13 protein-coding genes are annotated in these 14828 nt (G+C 65.2%); 11 read left to right on the top strand and 2 right to left on the bottom strand.

Annotation, left to right across the window (positions count from 1 at the left end; all coding sequences use genetic code 11):
- Positions 1 to 197: 197 nt before the first annotated feature.
- A complete protein-coding gene (gene sucC / locus ACQE2J_RS06650) occupies positions 198 to 1367 on the top strand; it encodes an ADP-forming succinate--CoA ligase subunit beta (RefSeq protein WP_135541407.1) in 1170 nt (389 codons plus the stop codon).
- A gap of 18 nt (positions 1368 to 1385) precedes the next feature.
- Positions 1386 to 2282, top strand: coding sequence for a succinate--CoA ligase subunit alpha (sucD, locus tag ACQE2J_RS06655; RefSeq protein ID WP_135541405.1), 897 nt, complete (start codon positions 1386 to 1388; stop codon positions 2280 to 2282).
- A 399-nt stretch (positions 2283 to 2681) separates the two neighbouring features.
- Here sucD and ACQE2J_RS06660 read toward each other — a convergent pair whose 3' ends face one another.
- Positions 2682 to 3476: a DeoR/GlpR family DNA-binding transcription regulator gene (locus ACQE2J_RS06660; RefSeq protein WP_240689989.1), complete on the bottom strand. Its 795-nt coding sequence runs from the start codon at positions 3474 to 3476 to the stop codon at positions 2682 to 2684.
- A 79-nt stretch (positions 3477 to 3555) separates the two neighbouring features.
- On the opposite strand from ACQE2J_RS06660, the gene ACQE2J_RS06665 reads away from it, so the two are divergent.
- The 5 genes from ACQE2J_RS06665 (at position 3556) to ACQE2J_RS06685 (ending at position 8218) form a co-directional block, all read left to right on the top strand.
- Positions 3556 to 4218: a hypothetical protein gene (locus ACQE2J_RS06665; protein ID WP_135541403.1), complete on the top strand. Its 663-nt coding sequence runs from the start codon at positions 3556 to 3558 to the stop codon at positions 4216 to 4218.
- Entirely contained in the window at positions 4215 to 5555 is a 1341-nt protein-coding gene (locus ACQE2J_RS06670; RefSeq protein ID WP_135541401.1) for an MFS transporter, read from the top strand. Before ACQE2J_RS06665 ends, ACQE2J_RS06670 begins: the two co-directional genes overlap by 4 nt.
- Positions 5552 to 6151, top strand: coding sequence for an AAA family ATPase (locus ACQE2J_RS06675; protein ID WP_426937331.1), 600 nt, complete (start codon positions 5552 to 5554; stop codon positions 6149 to 6151). The genes ACQE2J_RS06670 and ACQE2J_RS06675 overlap by 4 nt, the downstream gene beginning before the upstream one ends.
- A 54-nt stretch (positions 6152 to 6205) precedes the next feature.
- Positions 6206 to 7315 carry a threonine aldolase family protein gene (locus ACQE2J_RS06680; protein ID WP_426937332.1) on the top strand — a complete coding sequence of 370 codons (1110 nt, stop codon included), beginning with the start codon at positions 6206 to 6208 and terminating at the stop codon, positions 7313 to 7315.
- Positions 7316 to 7429: 114 nt separating this feature from the next.
- Positions 7430 to 8218: a 5'-nucleotidase, lipoprotein e(P4) family gene (locus ACQE2J_RS06685; protein ID WP_426937333.1), complete on the top strand. Its 789-nt coding sequence runs from the start codon at positions 7430 to 7432 to the stop codon at positions 8216 to 8218.
- Between the two features lie 27 nt (positions 8219 to 8245).
- Here the strand turns inward: ACQE2J_RS06685 and ACQE2J_RS06690 are convergent, their stop codons facing one another.
- Positions 8246 to 8653 carry a universal stress protein gene (locus ACQE2J_RS06690; protein ID WP_426937334.1) on the bottom strand — a complete coding sequence of 136 codons (408 nt, stop codon included), beginning with the start codon at positions 8651 to 8653 and terminating at the stop codon, positions 8246 to 8248.
- A gap of 295 nt (positions 8654 to 8948) precedes the next feature.
- On the opposite strand from ACQE2J_RS06690, the gene ACQE2J_RS06695 reads away from it, so the two are divergent.
- The 4 genes from ACQE2J_RS06695 (at position 8949) to ACQE2J_RS06710 (ending at position 14812) form a co-directional block, all read left to right on the top strand.
- Positions 8949 to 10325 carry an MFS transporter gene (locus tag ACQE2J_RS06695; RefSeq protein WP_426937335.1) on the top strand — a complete coding sequence of 459 codons (1377 nt, stop codon included), beginning with the start codon at positions 8949 to 8951 and terminating at the stop codon, positions 10323 to 10325.
- Positions 10326 to 10599: 274 nt separating this feature from the next.
- A complete protein-coding gene (locus ACQE2J_RS06700) occupies positions 10600 to 11394 on the top strand; it encodes a DeoR/GlpR family DNA-binding transcription regulator (protein ID WP_425118875.1) in 795 nt (264 codons plus the stop codon).
- Positions 11391 to 12605 carry a 1-phosphofructokinase family hexose kinase gene (locus ACQE2J_RS06705; protein ID WP_425118874.1) on the top strand — a complete coding sequence of 405 codons (1215 nt, stop codon included), beginning with the start codon at positions 11391 to 11393 and terminating at the stop codon, positions 12603 to 12605. The genes ACQE2J_RS06700 and ACQE2J_RS06705 overlap by 4 nt, the downstream gene beginning before the upstream one ends.
- On the top strand, positions 12602 to 14812 hold the full coding sequence (locus ACQE2J_RS06710) for a PTS fructose transporter subunit IIABC (protein ID WP_425118873.1): 2211 nt from the start codon (positions 12602 to 12604) through the stop codon (positions 14810 to 14812). Before ACQE2J_RS06705 ends, ACQE2J_RS06710 begins: the two co-directional genes overlap by 4 nt.
- Positions 14813 to 14828: the final 16 nt, after the last annotated feature.

Raw genomic sequence — 14828 nt, forward strand, 5'->3', positions numbered from 1 at the left:
GCAACGATTTTACGTCCATATCAAGAATCTTGACGCCAAAGATACTTTTTGACGAGACATTGCTTACCCCCAACGTCTATTTGACATGCGCGTTTGGATGGACGGGTGCCTTTGGGAATATGGTTGTCCTTGGTTGTTGCATCCGTCAACGAACCTGCAGGGGCCAACCACCCGGCAGCAGAAACGAAGGAATACACGTGGATCTTTTCGAGTATCAAGCACGTGACCTGTTCGAGAAGCACGGAGTGCCCGTGCTCAAGGCTCAGGTCGCGACGACGCCAGAAGAAGCGAAGAAGGCAGCCGAGGCTCTCGGCGGCGGAACCGTGGTCGTGAAGTCTCAGGTCAAGATGGGCGGCCGCGGAAAGGCCGGCGGCGTCAAGGTCGCGAAGAACCCTGATGAGGCCGAAGCCCGGGCCAAGGACATCCTCGGACTCGACATCAAGGGTCACGTCACCGAAAAGGTGATGATCGCCGAAGGTGCCGACATCGCGGAGGAGTACTACTTCTCCGTCCTCCTCGACCGCTCCAACCGCACCTATCTGGCCATGTGCTCGAAGGAAGGCGGCATGGAGATCGAGCAGCTCGCCGTGGAACGCCCGGAAGCGCTCGCCAAGATCCCCGTCTCCGCCATCGACGGCATCAACGATGCCAAGGCTGCCGAGATCGCCGAGGCTGCCGGCTTCGACGCCGACACCGCCGCGAAGATCGCTCCCGTCCTGACGAGCCTGTGGACCGTCTTCGAGTCCGAGGACGCCACCCTGGTCGAGGTCAACCCTCTGGTCAAGACCGGTGCCGGCGACATCATCGCCCTCGACGGCAAGGTCTCCCTGGACGACAACGCCGACTTCCGCCACAAGGAGCACGAGGAGCTGCGCGACATCAGCGCAGAGAACCCTCTCGAGCTCAAGGCCAAGAAGCTCGACCTCAACTACGTCAAGCTCGACGGCGAAGTCGGAATCATCGGCAACGGTGCGGGTCTGGTCATGTCGACCCTCGACGTCGTCGCCTACGCCGGTGAGAAGCACTCGAACGTCAAGCCCGCGAACTTCCTCGACATCGGAGGCGGCGCCTCGGCTGAGGTCATGGCCAACGGACTCGACGTCATCCTCGGCGATGACCAGGTCAAGTCCGTCTTCGTCAACGTCTTCGGCGGAATCACCGCCTGTGACGCCGTGGCCGACGGCATCGTCAAGGCCCTCGAGATCCTTGGGTCGCAGGCCACCAAGCCGCTGGTCGTCCGCCTCGACGGCAACAACGTGGAAGAGGGGCGCGCCATCCTGCAGAAGGCCGCGCACCCGCTCGTCACGCTCACTGACACGATGGACGGTGGAGCCGACAAGGCCGCCGAACTGGCTGCTGCCAAGTAAGGAAAGGTCTTTACAACAATGTCTGTCTTTCTGAATTCCGATTCGAAGATCATCGTCCAGGGCATCACCGGCGGAGAGGGCTCGAAGCACACTGCTCGCATGCTCGCTGCCGGATCGAACATCGTCGGCGGTGTCAACGCCCGCAAGGCCGGCACCACCGTGAAGCACAATGACAAGGACGGCAACGAGGTCGAGCTCCCCGTCTTCGCCTCCGTGTCCGAAGCGATGGAAGCCACCGGTGCCGATGTGTCCGTGGCCTTCGTGCCGCCGGCCTTCTCCAAGGACGCCGCGATCGAGGCCATCGACGCGAAGATCGGGCTGCTCGTCATCATCACCGAGGGCATCCCGGTCCAGGACTCGGCCGAAGTCTGGGCTCGTGCTCAGGCGGCCGGCAACGCCACCCGCATCATCGGGCCCAACTGCCCGGGCATCATCACCCCCGGCGAGTCGCTGGCCGGCATCATTCCGGCCAACATCACGAAGAAGGGCAAGCTCGGACTGGTCTCGAAGTCCGGCACGCTGACCTACCAGATGATGTACGAGCTGCGTGACCTCGGCTTCTCCACCGCCATCGGCATCGGCGGAGACCCGGTCATCGGCACCACGCACATCGATGCGCTCGAAGCCTTCGAGGCCGACCCGGAGACCGAAGCCATCGTCATGATCGGCGAAATCGGCGGCGACGCCGAAGAGCGTGCAGCCGCCTTCATCAAGGAGAACGTGACGAAGCCGGTCGTCGGCTACGTCGCAGGCTTCACCGCTCCCGAGGGCAAGACCATGGGCCACGCCGGCGCCATCGTCTCCGGCTCCTCGGGAACCGCCCAGGCTAAGAAGGAAGCCCTCGAGGCTGCGGGCGTCAAGGTCGGCAAGACCCCGACCGAGACCGCCGAACTCATGCGCGAACTCCTCGCCTGAGTCCCAGTGCGAACCGGCCGTCGCTGATACCAGCGCGGTCCGGCCGAGGCTGACACCAGCGCGCCAGAGGTGCCCACGTACGTCACACGTGACGTGTGGAGGCACTCCTGGCGCGCTGTTGTGTGTTCGGACCGTGCGTATCCGGACCGTGCGCGTTCGGATCGTGCGCGTTCGGACCGGGTTTTCGGCTCGTGCCTGCGCGGTTCGTGCCTGCTCGTGCCGGCACTGAGCCGGACCGGGAGCAAACCGCACTGGTGGGGAGCGCCCCACACCGTTGGCGGCAGAACACCGCGTTCGGCACAATTCGCCTCGGCGGCCGCGGAACACCCCGGTGCAACGGGAGTGTGTGGAGTTGCCGGTGGGTGATGCCCGGTGGAAGACGCCCGACGAGCGTAGGTCTCAGGCGTACTCGAGGTGGATTCCGGAGTCCTCGAGGCGGGTGCGTTCCTTCTCGGGCAGACGGTCATCGGTGATGATGAGGTCGAGTTCGTCGAGGTTGAGGGCCCTGAACCTGGCATGAGTGCCGAACTTCGACGAATCGGCCACGAGGATCGTGCGCTCCGCCGCCTGATCCGCCGCGCGTTTGAGCGTCAGTTTGTCCGTCTCCGAGGTGGTCAGGCCATGATCGAGGTCCCAGGCGCCGGCGCTGAGGAAGGCCATGTCGATCGACATGGCGTTCAGTGTCGCTGCTGCCAGGGGACCGCTCGAGGAGCCGCTGTTGCTGTCGATGGTGCCGCCGGTGTGGATCGCCATGACGTCTTCGGCCATGAGCCGCATGGCCGAAAGGAAGTCGTTGGTCACGACGGTGATATCGCTGATGGTCAGGAGGCGTTCGACGATCGCTTCGCAGGTGGTGCCGGCATCGAGGAAGACCGTCGAACCCGGACGGACATGAGCGGCGGCCGCTCGAGCGATCGCCTGCTTCGCCGGCGTCTCGAGCTCGGTGCGCGGTGCCCGCTCGACGGGTGTCTGCTGGCGCGGAGAGCCGATCAGCCGGACGCCCCCAGGGACCGATTCGACCAGACCCGCCTCTTCGAGTGCCGCTATATCGCGACGCACCGTCATATGGGAGACGTTCATCGTCTCGGTGAGTTCACGTACGCTGAGCGCCACGGAGGCACGGAGCAGCTCGACGATCTCGTGCTGTCGCTGATCGGGGATCAGCGGGGCGGAGGGCTTCGGATGTGGGGGCACGATTCCAGGGTACCAACAATGCACACATGTTCACATCGATTCCCAAAGCGTGTGAATATATGTGATAGCGTGCGTGAATATGTTAACGAAGTTCGAGGCCCTCCGAGCCATCCATGACACCGGAGCCGTGCTCATCATCCGACTCGATTCCGAAGACGAAGCACTCGCCGTCGCCCATGCGGCGATCGCCGGCGGAATCCGTGCCCTTGAGATCACGCTCTCGGTGCCCGGCGCCAAGCGCATCATCACAGCGCTGAGCGAAGAGTACTCCGCTCAGGGCGTCGTCATCGGGGCAGGAACCGTCCTTGACGCGCAGTCGGCCTACAGCTGCATCGAGGCGGGCGCGCAGATGCTCGTGAGCCCGAACCTCGACCGCGGGATGCTCGAGGTCGCCAACCGCTACCAGGCGGTGAGCATCAGCGGCGCGTTCACCCCCACCGAGGTGGTCGAGACCCTCAGCGCCGGTGCTGACATCGTCAAACTGTTCCCGACCGAGATCTCGGGTCCCGGATATCTCAAGACCGTCCGCGCCCCCTTGGCCCAAGCGCCGATCCTGCCCGCAGGCAGTGCGACCCCCGAGAACGTCTCGGAGTGGATCGACGCGGGTGCCGCGGCGATCGGTGTCGGCAGCTCAGTGACCAAGGCGGCTCGCAGCAGCGGAGACTGCGGTGACGTCACCACCGCTGCCCGCACCATGCTCGCGGCCATCGCTTCGGCGCGCGGACACGGAGATCAGGAATGAGCGCCGTGGCCAGCCCCCGTCGCACGGCGAGGACGCGCAACCCGCGACGGATCCGCTGGATCTTCGTCACCCTGCTGGTCATCGGCGGCATCGTCAACTACCTCGACCGCTCCACCCTCAGCGTGGGCAATACGACCATCGCGCAGGAGTTCGACCTCAGCGCGACCCAGATGGGCCTTCTGCTTTCGGCTTTCTCCTGGCCCTACGCGATCGCGAATCTGCCGGCCGGCTACCTCGTCGACAAATTCGGTGCGAAGAAGATGTTCGCGTTCGCCTCCGGTGCCTGGTCACTGGTGGGCATGGTCACCGCTGCGGCGAATTCCTTCGGCGTGCTCTATGCGCTGCGAGTGGCGCTCGGAGTCGCGGAATCTCCGTTCTTCACGGCCGGTCTCAAGGTCAATGAACGTTGGTTCTCCGCCAAGGAGCGCGCGTTCCCGATCGCCCTGGTCAACACCGGTTCGCAGATCGCCAACGCGCTGGCGCCACCTCTGCTGACCTTCCTGATGCTCACGATGTCCTGGCGCGGCATGTTCATCATCGTCGGCGCCCTCGGCATCATCGTCATGCTCGTGTGGCTGCGCATCTACCGCGACCCGACGCTGCGTGAGGAGCACATCCTCAAGGGCGACGACGCCGCCGATGCCGCAGCCGACGAGATCTCGGACCAGCTCGATGAGGCCACCGAGGCCGAAGCCGACGCCGTGGTCGAAGGCGCCGAGAAGGTCGGCTGGGGGACTCTGTTCACGAAGCCGAACACCTACTTCATGATCATCGGCGCCTTCGGCATCTTCTACACGGTCTGGGTCTACCTCACCTGGCTGCCCAGCTACATCGAGACCGATCTCGGCTTCAGCCTGCAGGAGACCGGGTGGCTCGCGGCGCTGCCGTTCCTCATGGGTGTGCTCGGAGTCCTCGCGGGAGGATGGTTCTCCGGCGTCCTCATCCGACAGGGCAGGCCCGCGATCTTCGCCCGCAAGGTTCCGATCGTCGGCGGCGCCGTCCTCGCGGCCGCCTCGGTGTTCCCGACGGCCTATGTCGACAATGTGCCGCTGATCATCGTGCTGCTGTGCCTGGGCTACTTCTTCTCGCAGGTGCCGATCGGCTGCCTGTGGACCCTGGCCTCCGATGTGGCACCGAGCGAGCAGGTCGCCTCCTTGGGCGCGATCCAGAACTTCGGCGGGTTCATCGGCGCTGCCCTGGCCCCGGTCGTCACCGGCTGGCTCGTCGACACCACCGGAAACTTCAACTCGGTGTTCCTCGTCGGCGCAGTGCTGCTCGTCATCGGAGCGATCTCGTATGGCTTCTTCGTCAAGGACCGCAGCCGGGAGCGGCAGTGATCGGCTCAGAGACCCCGACGGTCTTCGTCGTCATCGGCCCCGCCGGCAGCGGCAAGTCCAGCGTGAGCACGGCACTTGCCGCCGAATTCGGAGCCGCCCTCCTCGACAAGGACGTCGTCTGCGGGCGACTGACCGAGGCACTGCTCGAGATCGCCGGAACCGACCCCTGGGGACGAGACGACAACCCCATCTATCAGGATCGCGTGATGGACCTCGAGTACCAGACGCTGCTCGCGGTCGCCGGCGACAACCTGCGGCTGGGCCGCAGCGTCGTCCTCGACGCCCCCTTCGGCCGCTACCTTCCCGATGCTTCCTTCCTCGAGGACAATGCCGGCGACCATGACTGGCCGCAGGCCGAATGGGTCGTCGTCCGCGTCGCCGTCGATGGTGAGGCCATCCGCGAGCGGGTAGCGGCCCGAGGGCTGTCGCGCGATCATTGGAAGCTCGAGAACTGGGACGAATTCTGGTCGCGTGCCTCAGCCGTCGAGTGCCTGTGGCGGGGAGTGAGGATCGTCGACGTCGACAATGACAGACACGGCTTCGACAGCGCCGAGGTGATCAGGCAGACCAGAGCCCAGCTCAGCGATCGCGGATGAGCCATGGCTTCGGATCAGAATGCGCCGGTCGGGAAGTGGCGATACCCTGAAGCTGTGAACGACGACACACTGACAGCAGACGGCCGGACGTCAGCCCCGGCACCCGAATCCTCCCTCGCGGCCCATCCGCGCAACTTCGGCTCGGACAACTGGGCGGGTGCCCACCCGGAGGTCATCACCGCCATCGCCGAGGCCAATGTCGGCCATGCGCCCGGCTACGGCGACGACCCGTGGACGGCGCATCTCCACGAGGTGATGAAGGGACATTTCGGCCCCAGCGCACAGGCGTTCCCGGTCTTCAACGGCACCGGTGCCAATGTGCTGGCCCTGCAGTCGGCACTGCCTCGCTGGGCTGCGGTGATCACGGCCGCCTCGGCGCACATCAACTACGACGAGACCGGCGCACCCGAGAAAGTCGGCGGACTCAAGATCGTCGGTGCCGCGACCGAGAACGGCAAGCTCACCCCGGAGACCATCAGGGGTGCGATCGTCGGCCGCGGTTCCGAGCACAATGCCCAACCGCTGGCTGTGAGCATCTCCCAGTCCACGGAATGGGGCACGACCTACACCCCCGACGAGATCGCGGCGATCGCCGACACCGCGCATGAACTCGACATGCTCGTCCACGTCGACGGCTCCCGCCTCGGCAACGCCGCCGCCCACCTCGGGGTCGGCTTGGGCGACATCACGACCGCGGTCGGGGTCGACATCGTCAGCCTCGGCGGAACGAAGAACGGCCTGCTCGGCGCCGAGGCAGTCATCGTCCTCAACCCCGACATCAGCCAGGGCATGCGCTTCCTGCGGAAGATGAATCTGCAGCTGGCGTCGAAGATGCGCTTCCTGTCCGCCCAGCTCAACGCGCTGTACGGAGGCGACCTGTGGCGGGTTTCGGCGACCGCGTCGAACGACATGGCCGAGTACCTCGCCGAAAGACTCGCCGAGGCCGCCGAGAGCAAGGGCATGGTCGGGCTCGAGATCGTGCAGAGGGTCGAGTCGAACGTCGTGTTCGTGCGCATGCCCGCCGAGGTGGCCGAGCGTGCGCGACAGAAGTTCGCTTTCGCGGACTGGCCCTTGGAGACGGGCATCGTCCGTCTCATGTGCGCTTTCGACACGACGAGAGAGGACGTCGACGCGCTCGTCGCCGCCATCGCCGGCAACGACTGATCCGACGCTCCCAGGCTGCTGCGGAGCCGTCGAGCGGCCGTGCCGGCCACGACGGCTGATACCCGCCTGAGCTGACAGTTGTCCGTAAAGAAGAACACTGAAGAAAGAAGATGAATGAAGAAGGCCCTCGTTCCTGCCCTGACGATTCTGCTCGTGCTCATCGTCGGGGTGATCGGATACATCCTCAATTCGGGTCCGGTATCGGGCGACGAAGCGGCGGATGACTGCGACGTCTCGGCCTACACCATGGGTGTGAAGTGGCAGCAGCAGAGCGCCGAGGCGATGGCGCTGCAGGGACAGACCTATGAGATGGCTGCGCGTCAGCTCGACAAGGCCGTTTCCAAGGCCCCGGACGGGGAAGATCTGGCCATCATGACCGACCTCGATGAGACTGCCATCGACAATTCGAAGCTGCTGGCCCGCGATATCGCCAAGTGCCATGACTTCAGCGGCTGGGACACGTGGGACGACTGGGAGAAGAACGGGGAGCCGACCATGATCCCCGGTGCGTTGGAATTCTTCGAACATGCCGACCAGCTCGGAGTCGACATCTACTACGTCTCGGACCGGACGGAAGAGAATCGGGCGGAGAATGTCGAAGCCATTGCCAAGCTGGGCCTGCCCCAGGCCGATGACGACCACGTGATGCTGCTGGGTCCGCCGAAGGACGAACGGCGTGCGAAGGTCGAGGCGAACCACACCCTGCTCATGCAGCTCGGTGACACCCTGCACGATTTCGATGGCGCATTCGCGGATGCCTCCGTCGACGAGCAGAGGAAACTGGTGGAGAAGAACCGGGCGAAGTTCGGCACGGAATGGATCGTCCTGCCCAATCCGACTTATGGCGACTGGAGCGAATCCGACCTGGACGAATGGGATGCACCGGTTCGCGCCGATGACTGAAGTCGGTTGGCGAGCCGGCGCGCGCGACTACTTCTTCCTGCGGTCGACCTTCACAGACACGACGGGAACATCTGAGTCGAGGATGATCCGCTGCGCCGTCGAACCCATGATGAGCTTGCCGACGGGCGAGCGGCGACGGGAGCCGATGACGATCATTCGGGTGTCGGCGGTCGCCTCGGCCAGCGCCAGGAGCTCTTCGACGGGATCGTTGCCGCGGAGGAATTGAAGGATCTCGTGGGAGACCTCGGAAGACTGCAGCGTCTCCTTGAGCTCTTCGATGTCTTTGCTGGTGGCCACACCGCGTTCGTCGGGAGTCTCACCTATTCCGGCATTGAGCACGACGAGGACATCGTCGAATGCGCGGGCCTGCTCGATTCCGAATTCGACAGCGGCCTTGCCTTCGGGCGAGGGGGAATAACCGACGAGGATTGTCATGATCTCTCCTGGTGCGACATTGGACGAAGCTCCCTCAATTTGTAGCACACCCGCCCCTGTCCACCGGGCGGCGGTTCGCATCTCGGAGCGAGAATCGCGCAGACGAGATTGAGATATTCCTCACTCGGCCCGCCAGGGCACGGTCGTCAGCAGCGACCGCCTGGCCGTATTCGGCGAGGTTTCGCGCGTCCGGTTGCGGATTTCGATGGCGGCAACGATGCGTCAGCCGCTTGTCCGGGGCAGTAAGGTGACCTGGGCGCTCTGTGCGTCATACACGAAACAGAAGGAAGACTCAGTGACAGATTCGCAAGAGAAGCTCGGCCGGGTGAGTGCCTCCGGCGCCGGAGGTCAGAAGAAATCGGAATGGCAGACCGTCAAGGCCATCATCGCGGCCTCGTCGGGCAACCTCGTCGAATGGTTCGACTTCTATATCTACGCCTTCTTCAGCGTCTACTTCGCTGAGCAGTTCTTCGTCGAGGGCAACCCGACCCTGTCGCTCATGCAGTCCGCCGGCGTCTTCTTCGTCGGCTTCCTCATGCGTCCCATCGGCGGCTACATCTTCGGTCGCGCCGCCGACCGGATGGGCCGTAAGAACTCGATGCTCATCTCGATCCTGCTCATGTGCGCCGGCTCCCTGTGCATGGCGATCCTGCCGACCAGCGCGACCGTCGGATCCTGGGCGGCCATCCTGCTGCTGCTCGTGCGCATGGTCCAGGGACTCGCCGTCGGCGGTGAGTACGGTGCGACCGCGACCTACATGTCCGAAGTCGCCACCGAAGGCAAGCGCGGCTTCTACTCCTCCTTCCAGTACGTCACCCTCATCGGCGGACAGCTGCTGGCCAGCCTCTTGGCCGTCATCATGACCCACACCCTGGGCACCGAGCAGATCGAGGAAGGATGGTGGCGTCTGCCGTTCGTCATCGGGGCCGCGGCCGCCATCGTCTCCATCTGGCTGCGCCGCGGACTCACCGAGACCACCTCGGCTGACACCCGCAAGGATGAGAACTCGGGCAGCTTCTACGAGGTTCTGCGTCACCCTCGCGCCTTCCTCGTCGTGCTCGGCATCACCTGCGTCGGTTCGCTCGTGTTCTACGTCTTCACCACCTATATGCAGAAGTTCCTGCTGCTGCAGAACGAAGGCACCCCCGGCGAGGAGATCTTCAACAAGGGCTCCATCGCCGATCTGATGACGATCTGTCTGCTCATCTTCGTCTTCATGCAGCCTCTGGCCGGCATGCTCTCGGACAAGATCGGCCGGAAGAACAACATGCTCATCTTCGTCATCGGCATGATCGCCCTGCCCATCCCGATGCTGAGCATGATCGGCAAGGCCCAGTCGATGGTCACCGCCGGCATCCTCATCATCATCGCCATGGCGTTCATCAGCATGTACACCTCGATCTCCGGCATCGTGAAGGCCGAGATGTTCCCCGCCCACATCCGCGGCATCGGCGTCGGGTTCACCTACGCGATCGGCAACTCGCTCTTCGGCGGGTCCGCCGAGTACGTCGCCCTGTGGTTCCGCGACGCCGGAATGGCCACCTGGTTCGCCATCTATGTCGTCATCGTCGCGATCGTCGGCTTCGTGGCCGTGCTGTTCATGCACGACAACCGGAAGCATTCGACGATCGACAATGCCGATTCCTCGGCGTACAAACGCGTCGGGCGCTGATTCGTCGGCCCTGATCCCATCACCGAGGCAGCCCGCCGCGGCCGCGTCTGACAAGTGCCCCAGAACGCTGAGTTCTGGGGCACTCGTCATCTGCATCGCCGCTCGCGGACCGACGCTGCGACGTTTCGTAAGAACGTGATGTTGGAATAAGTGGATATGCGTTGGAATGTGATTGACGATACGTGAATAGCGTCATAAGATCATTCAAACCAACAGATAACCACGTGGGTTTCGTCCGGATCGACGACGAACCGCGCGAAGGAAAGGGCCGGACGTGTTCGCTGAAGAACGGCAACGACGTATCGCTGATCTGGTCAGCGAAGCGGGGCGGGTCAGTGTCACCGATCTGGCAGCCGATTTCGACATCACCACGGAAACCGTCCGCCGCGATCTCGCCGCACTCGAGAGGGCCGGATCTCTGCAGCGCGTCCACGGGGGAGCGGTGCCGTGCCGCCCGCACAGCCTCGAAGAGCTGACATTCGATGACCGCGAGATCCACAATCTCGACGAAAAGACCACGATCGCGCAGTCCGCGCTGAGCCTGTTGGACGAGACGATGAGCATCTCCTTGGACGGAGGGACGACCTGCGCGGCGTTCGCCCGAGCGATCGCACACGAAGCCCATGAACGTCGCTCTGCCGGACAGGCTCCCCGGCAGCTGCGCGTGATCACGAACTCCCTGTCGGTCATCGACAGTCTGGCCGGAGCACCCGGAGTCGAGATCTTCGTCCTTCCCGGTCGTTTCCGTCCGGTCACTCGTGCCATGGTCGGACCGCAGACGATTGCGGCCATCGACGGTCACCGTGTCGATCTCGCTGTGCTCGGCACCAACGGACTCGGCGACGACGGCGTCTCCACTCCCGACCACGATGAGGCGGCGACGAAGTCGGCGTTCGTCAACTCCGGACGCAAGGTCGTCGTGCTCGCCGACTCTGCGAAATTCGGTGCCGTCTCCCTGGTGCGCTTCGCCGCATTGGACCAGATCGATGTCCTCATCACCGACGCCGTGCCCGGCGAGCCGATGTCGACTCACTTGGAGAATGCGGAGGTCGAGGTGGTCGCTCCATGATCCTCACCCTGACAGCGAATCCGAGTCTCGACCGGACCATCGAACTCGGCGGCCCCGTTCTCCGCGGTCAAGTGCAGCGGGCGGTCTGGGCCGGACAGCAGCCCGGCGGCAAGGGCGTCAACGTCTCTCGTGCAGTGGCAGCGGCCGATCGCGTGACCCTGGCGGTTCTGCCCGGAGACAGCGACGATCCCGTGCTCACCGGACTCGATGCGATCGGACTGGCTCACCGCTCCGTTCCCACCGGCACACCGCTGCGGTCCAATATCACCGTCACCGAGCCCGACGGCACGACGACGAAGATCAACGAACCCGGCTCCTCCCTGAGCCCGCACAGCCAGGCCGATCTGCTCGACCTCGTGGCAGAGCTGGCCGCCGAGGCAGAGTGGGTCGTCCTGGCCGGATCTCTGCCTCCGGGAGTCGGCGATGATTTCTACGCGCGGGCCATCGTACGCATCCGTGAACTCGACGAACCTCCCTCCATCGCCGTTGACACCTCCGGGGGTCCCCTGGCTGCGGCACTGCAGGCATCACCGGATCTCATCAAGCCGAACGCGGAAGAACTCGCCGAGCTCCTCGGCGCCGCAGGACTGCTGCAGGCCGCCGGTCTCCGCGAAGAAGCTCAGCCGCGCGGCGACGGTGACCCGAGCGGACAGTCCGCATCGGCCCAGCCGCTCGAGGTCCCAAAGCCGCTCGAGGCCCCGGAACCGCTCGAAACAGCGGAGCTGTTCGAGATCGCCGCCCGGCTGGAATCGTCACCGCAGCTCACGGCCCGAGCCGCTTCGACCCTGCTCGCAGCGGTCGGCCCTCGCCCTCGTTCGATACTTGCGACCCTGGGTGCCGGAGGCGCAGTTCTCGCTCTGCCCGAGACCGTCTGGCACGCCAAGCACCCGCCGATGGAGGTCGTGAGCACCGTGGGCGCAGGCGACTCCACTCTGGCCGGGTACCTGCTCGGTCTGACCCGCGGTCGTGAACCCGGTGAGGCGCTGGCCCAGGCCGTCGCCTATGGAGCCGCTGCCGCCCGGCTGCGCGGCACCGGGGTGCCGAGCCCGGAGGATGCACGAACCGACGCGGTGACCGTGACACCCCTGACTGCCCCCGAAACGCCATCCGCGGGCACACCCGAGCACACATCCGCATACGCACCGATCGACGATCTTTCCCACCGACATCATCAACAGGGCTCAGTCCCCGAAGCCGAGGAGGCACGATGACATCGCTCATCACAACGGAACTGGTGATCCTCGACGCGGATCAGGGGACGGAGTCGTCCGCTGTCATCCGCGCCATGGCCACCGCAATCGCCGAACAGGGCCGCGCGAACTCCGCCGAAGGGCTGGCGACCGCGGCGATCGCCCGCGAGGAGAAGACCCCGACGGGTGTTCCCGGAGGCATCGCCATCCCGCACGCCCGCATCGACGCGGTCACCACGCCGAGCTTGGCGATGGCTCGTCTCAACCCGCCGGTCGACTTCGGCGCCAAGGACGGACCCGCCGATCTCGTATTCATGATCGCCGCCCCGGACGGTGCCGGGAAGGAACACCTCGCACTGCTGTCGAAGCTCGCCCGCTCCCTGGTGAAGAAGGACTTCGTCGCCTCCCTGCGCGCTGCCGCGACCGAGCAGGAAGTCGTCGACCTCGTCGAGACCGCCCTCGGCCTGCGCGAAGCGGACACCGAGCACGCACCCGCCGGCTCCACCGCAGCGAACCCCGGTGACACCGCCGCAGCGTCCGCAACTGCAGCAGCGTCCGCAACCGCCGCGGCCCCAGCCTCCGCAGACTCAGCCTCGGCCGCCGAAGACCCCCGCCGCGTCGTTGCCGTCACGGCCTGCCCGACAGGAATCGCTCACACCTACATGGCCGCCGACGCCCTCGTCCAGGCCGGGTCCGAAATGGGCATCGACGTCGTCACCGAGACTCAGGGCTCGAGCGGCACGACCCCGATCGACCAGTCCATCATCGATGGCGCCGACGCCGTCGTCTTCGCCGTCGATGTCGACGTCCGCGACAAGGCCCGTTTCGCCGGCAAACCCTATGTGCAGGTGCCGGTCAAAGCCGGAATCGACGATCCGCAGGGACTCATCCGCAAAGCCCTCGCCGAGGCGGACACCCCGAACGGCCGCAGACTCGCCGCCGCTCACACCGCCGACGAGGAATCGTCGAACTCGACAAGCTCACGGGAAAGCATCGGTGCCCACCTCAAGCGGGTGCTGCTGACCGGCGTCAGCTATATGATCCCCTTCGTCGCCGCCGGCGGTCTGCTCATGGCTCTGGGCTTCCTCCTCGGCGGATTCGACATTCCCGACTACTCCGAGGACATCGTCCTGGGCAACTCCCTGTGGAATCTGCCCACCGAATTCGGCGACCTGGCGCTGGGACCGGTCGGTGCCTACCTGGGGGCCGTCTCCTTCCAGATCGGCAACCTGTCGATGGGCTTCCTCGTCGCCGCACTGGCCGGCTACATCGCCTATGCAATCGCCGACCGGCCCGGAATCGCCCCCGGATTCACCGTCGGTGCCGTGGCCGTGCTCATGGGCGCCGGCTTCATCGGCGGCATCATCGGCGGACTCCTCGCCGGCTATATCGCCCACTGGATCGGTTCCTTCGCCGCGCCGAGGTGGCTGCGCGGGCTGATGCCGGTCGTGATCATTCCGTTGGTGGCCTCCCTCATCTCCTCGGGTCTGATGTTCATGGTCCTTGGCGGACCGATCAGCGCCCTGACCGAGGGCCTCAACAGCTGGCTGAGCTCGATGACCGGAACCGCTGCCGTCCTCCTCGGACTCATCCTCGGCGTCATGATGGCCGTCGACCTGGGCGGGCCGGTCAACAAGGTCGCGTACTCGTTCGCCGTCGCCGGACTCGCCGCAGGCTCCGTCGAGAACCCGGTGCCTTGGGAGATCATGGCCACGGTCATGGCCGCCGGAATGGTTCCGCCCCTGGCCATGGCGCTGGCCACAGCGCTGCGTCCCCGCATCTTCTCCCAAGCGGAGAAGGAGAACGGAAAGGCCGCGTGGCTGCTCGGTGCCGCGTTCATCTCCGAAGGAGCGATTCCCTTCGCCGCCTCCGATCCGCTGCGCGTGATCCCCGCCTCGATCGTCGGCGCCGGCGTCACGGGCGGCATGACGATGGCCTTCTCCGTGACCAGCCAGGCCCCGCACGGCGGAGTGTTCGTCTTCTTCGCCATCGACTCGTTCCTGCTGTTCCTGCTCTCCATCGTCGTCGGCACGATCATCAGCGCCCTGCTGGTGCTGGTGCTGAAGATCTTCGTCCGCAAGGGCGGTGCAGCCGGCCTCGCCGAGGCGACCGCCCCGGCGGCATCGAAGTCGACCGCGACCGCATCGACCGATTCCGGAGCCGTTGCGTCCGATGCGGCGCAGGCCGACGAACCGGTGTCATCGAAGGCTGACGCTTCGCGAGTCTGAACGCTTCGGCAAGATC

The organism is Brevibacterium sp. LE-L (assembly GCF_050214925.1).
GTDB lineage: Bacteria > Actinomycetota > Actinomycetes > Actinomycetales > Brevibacteriaceae > Brevibacterium.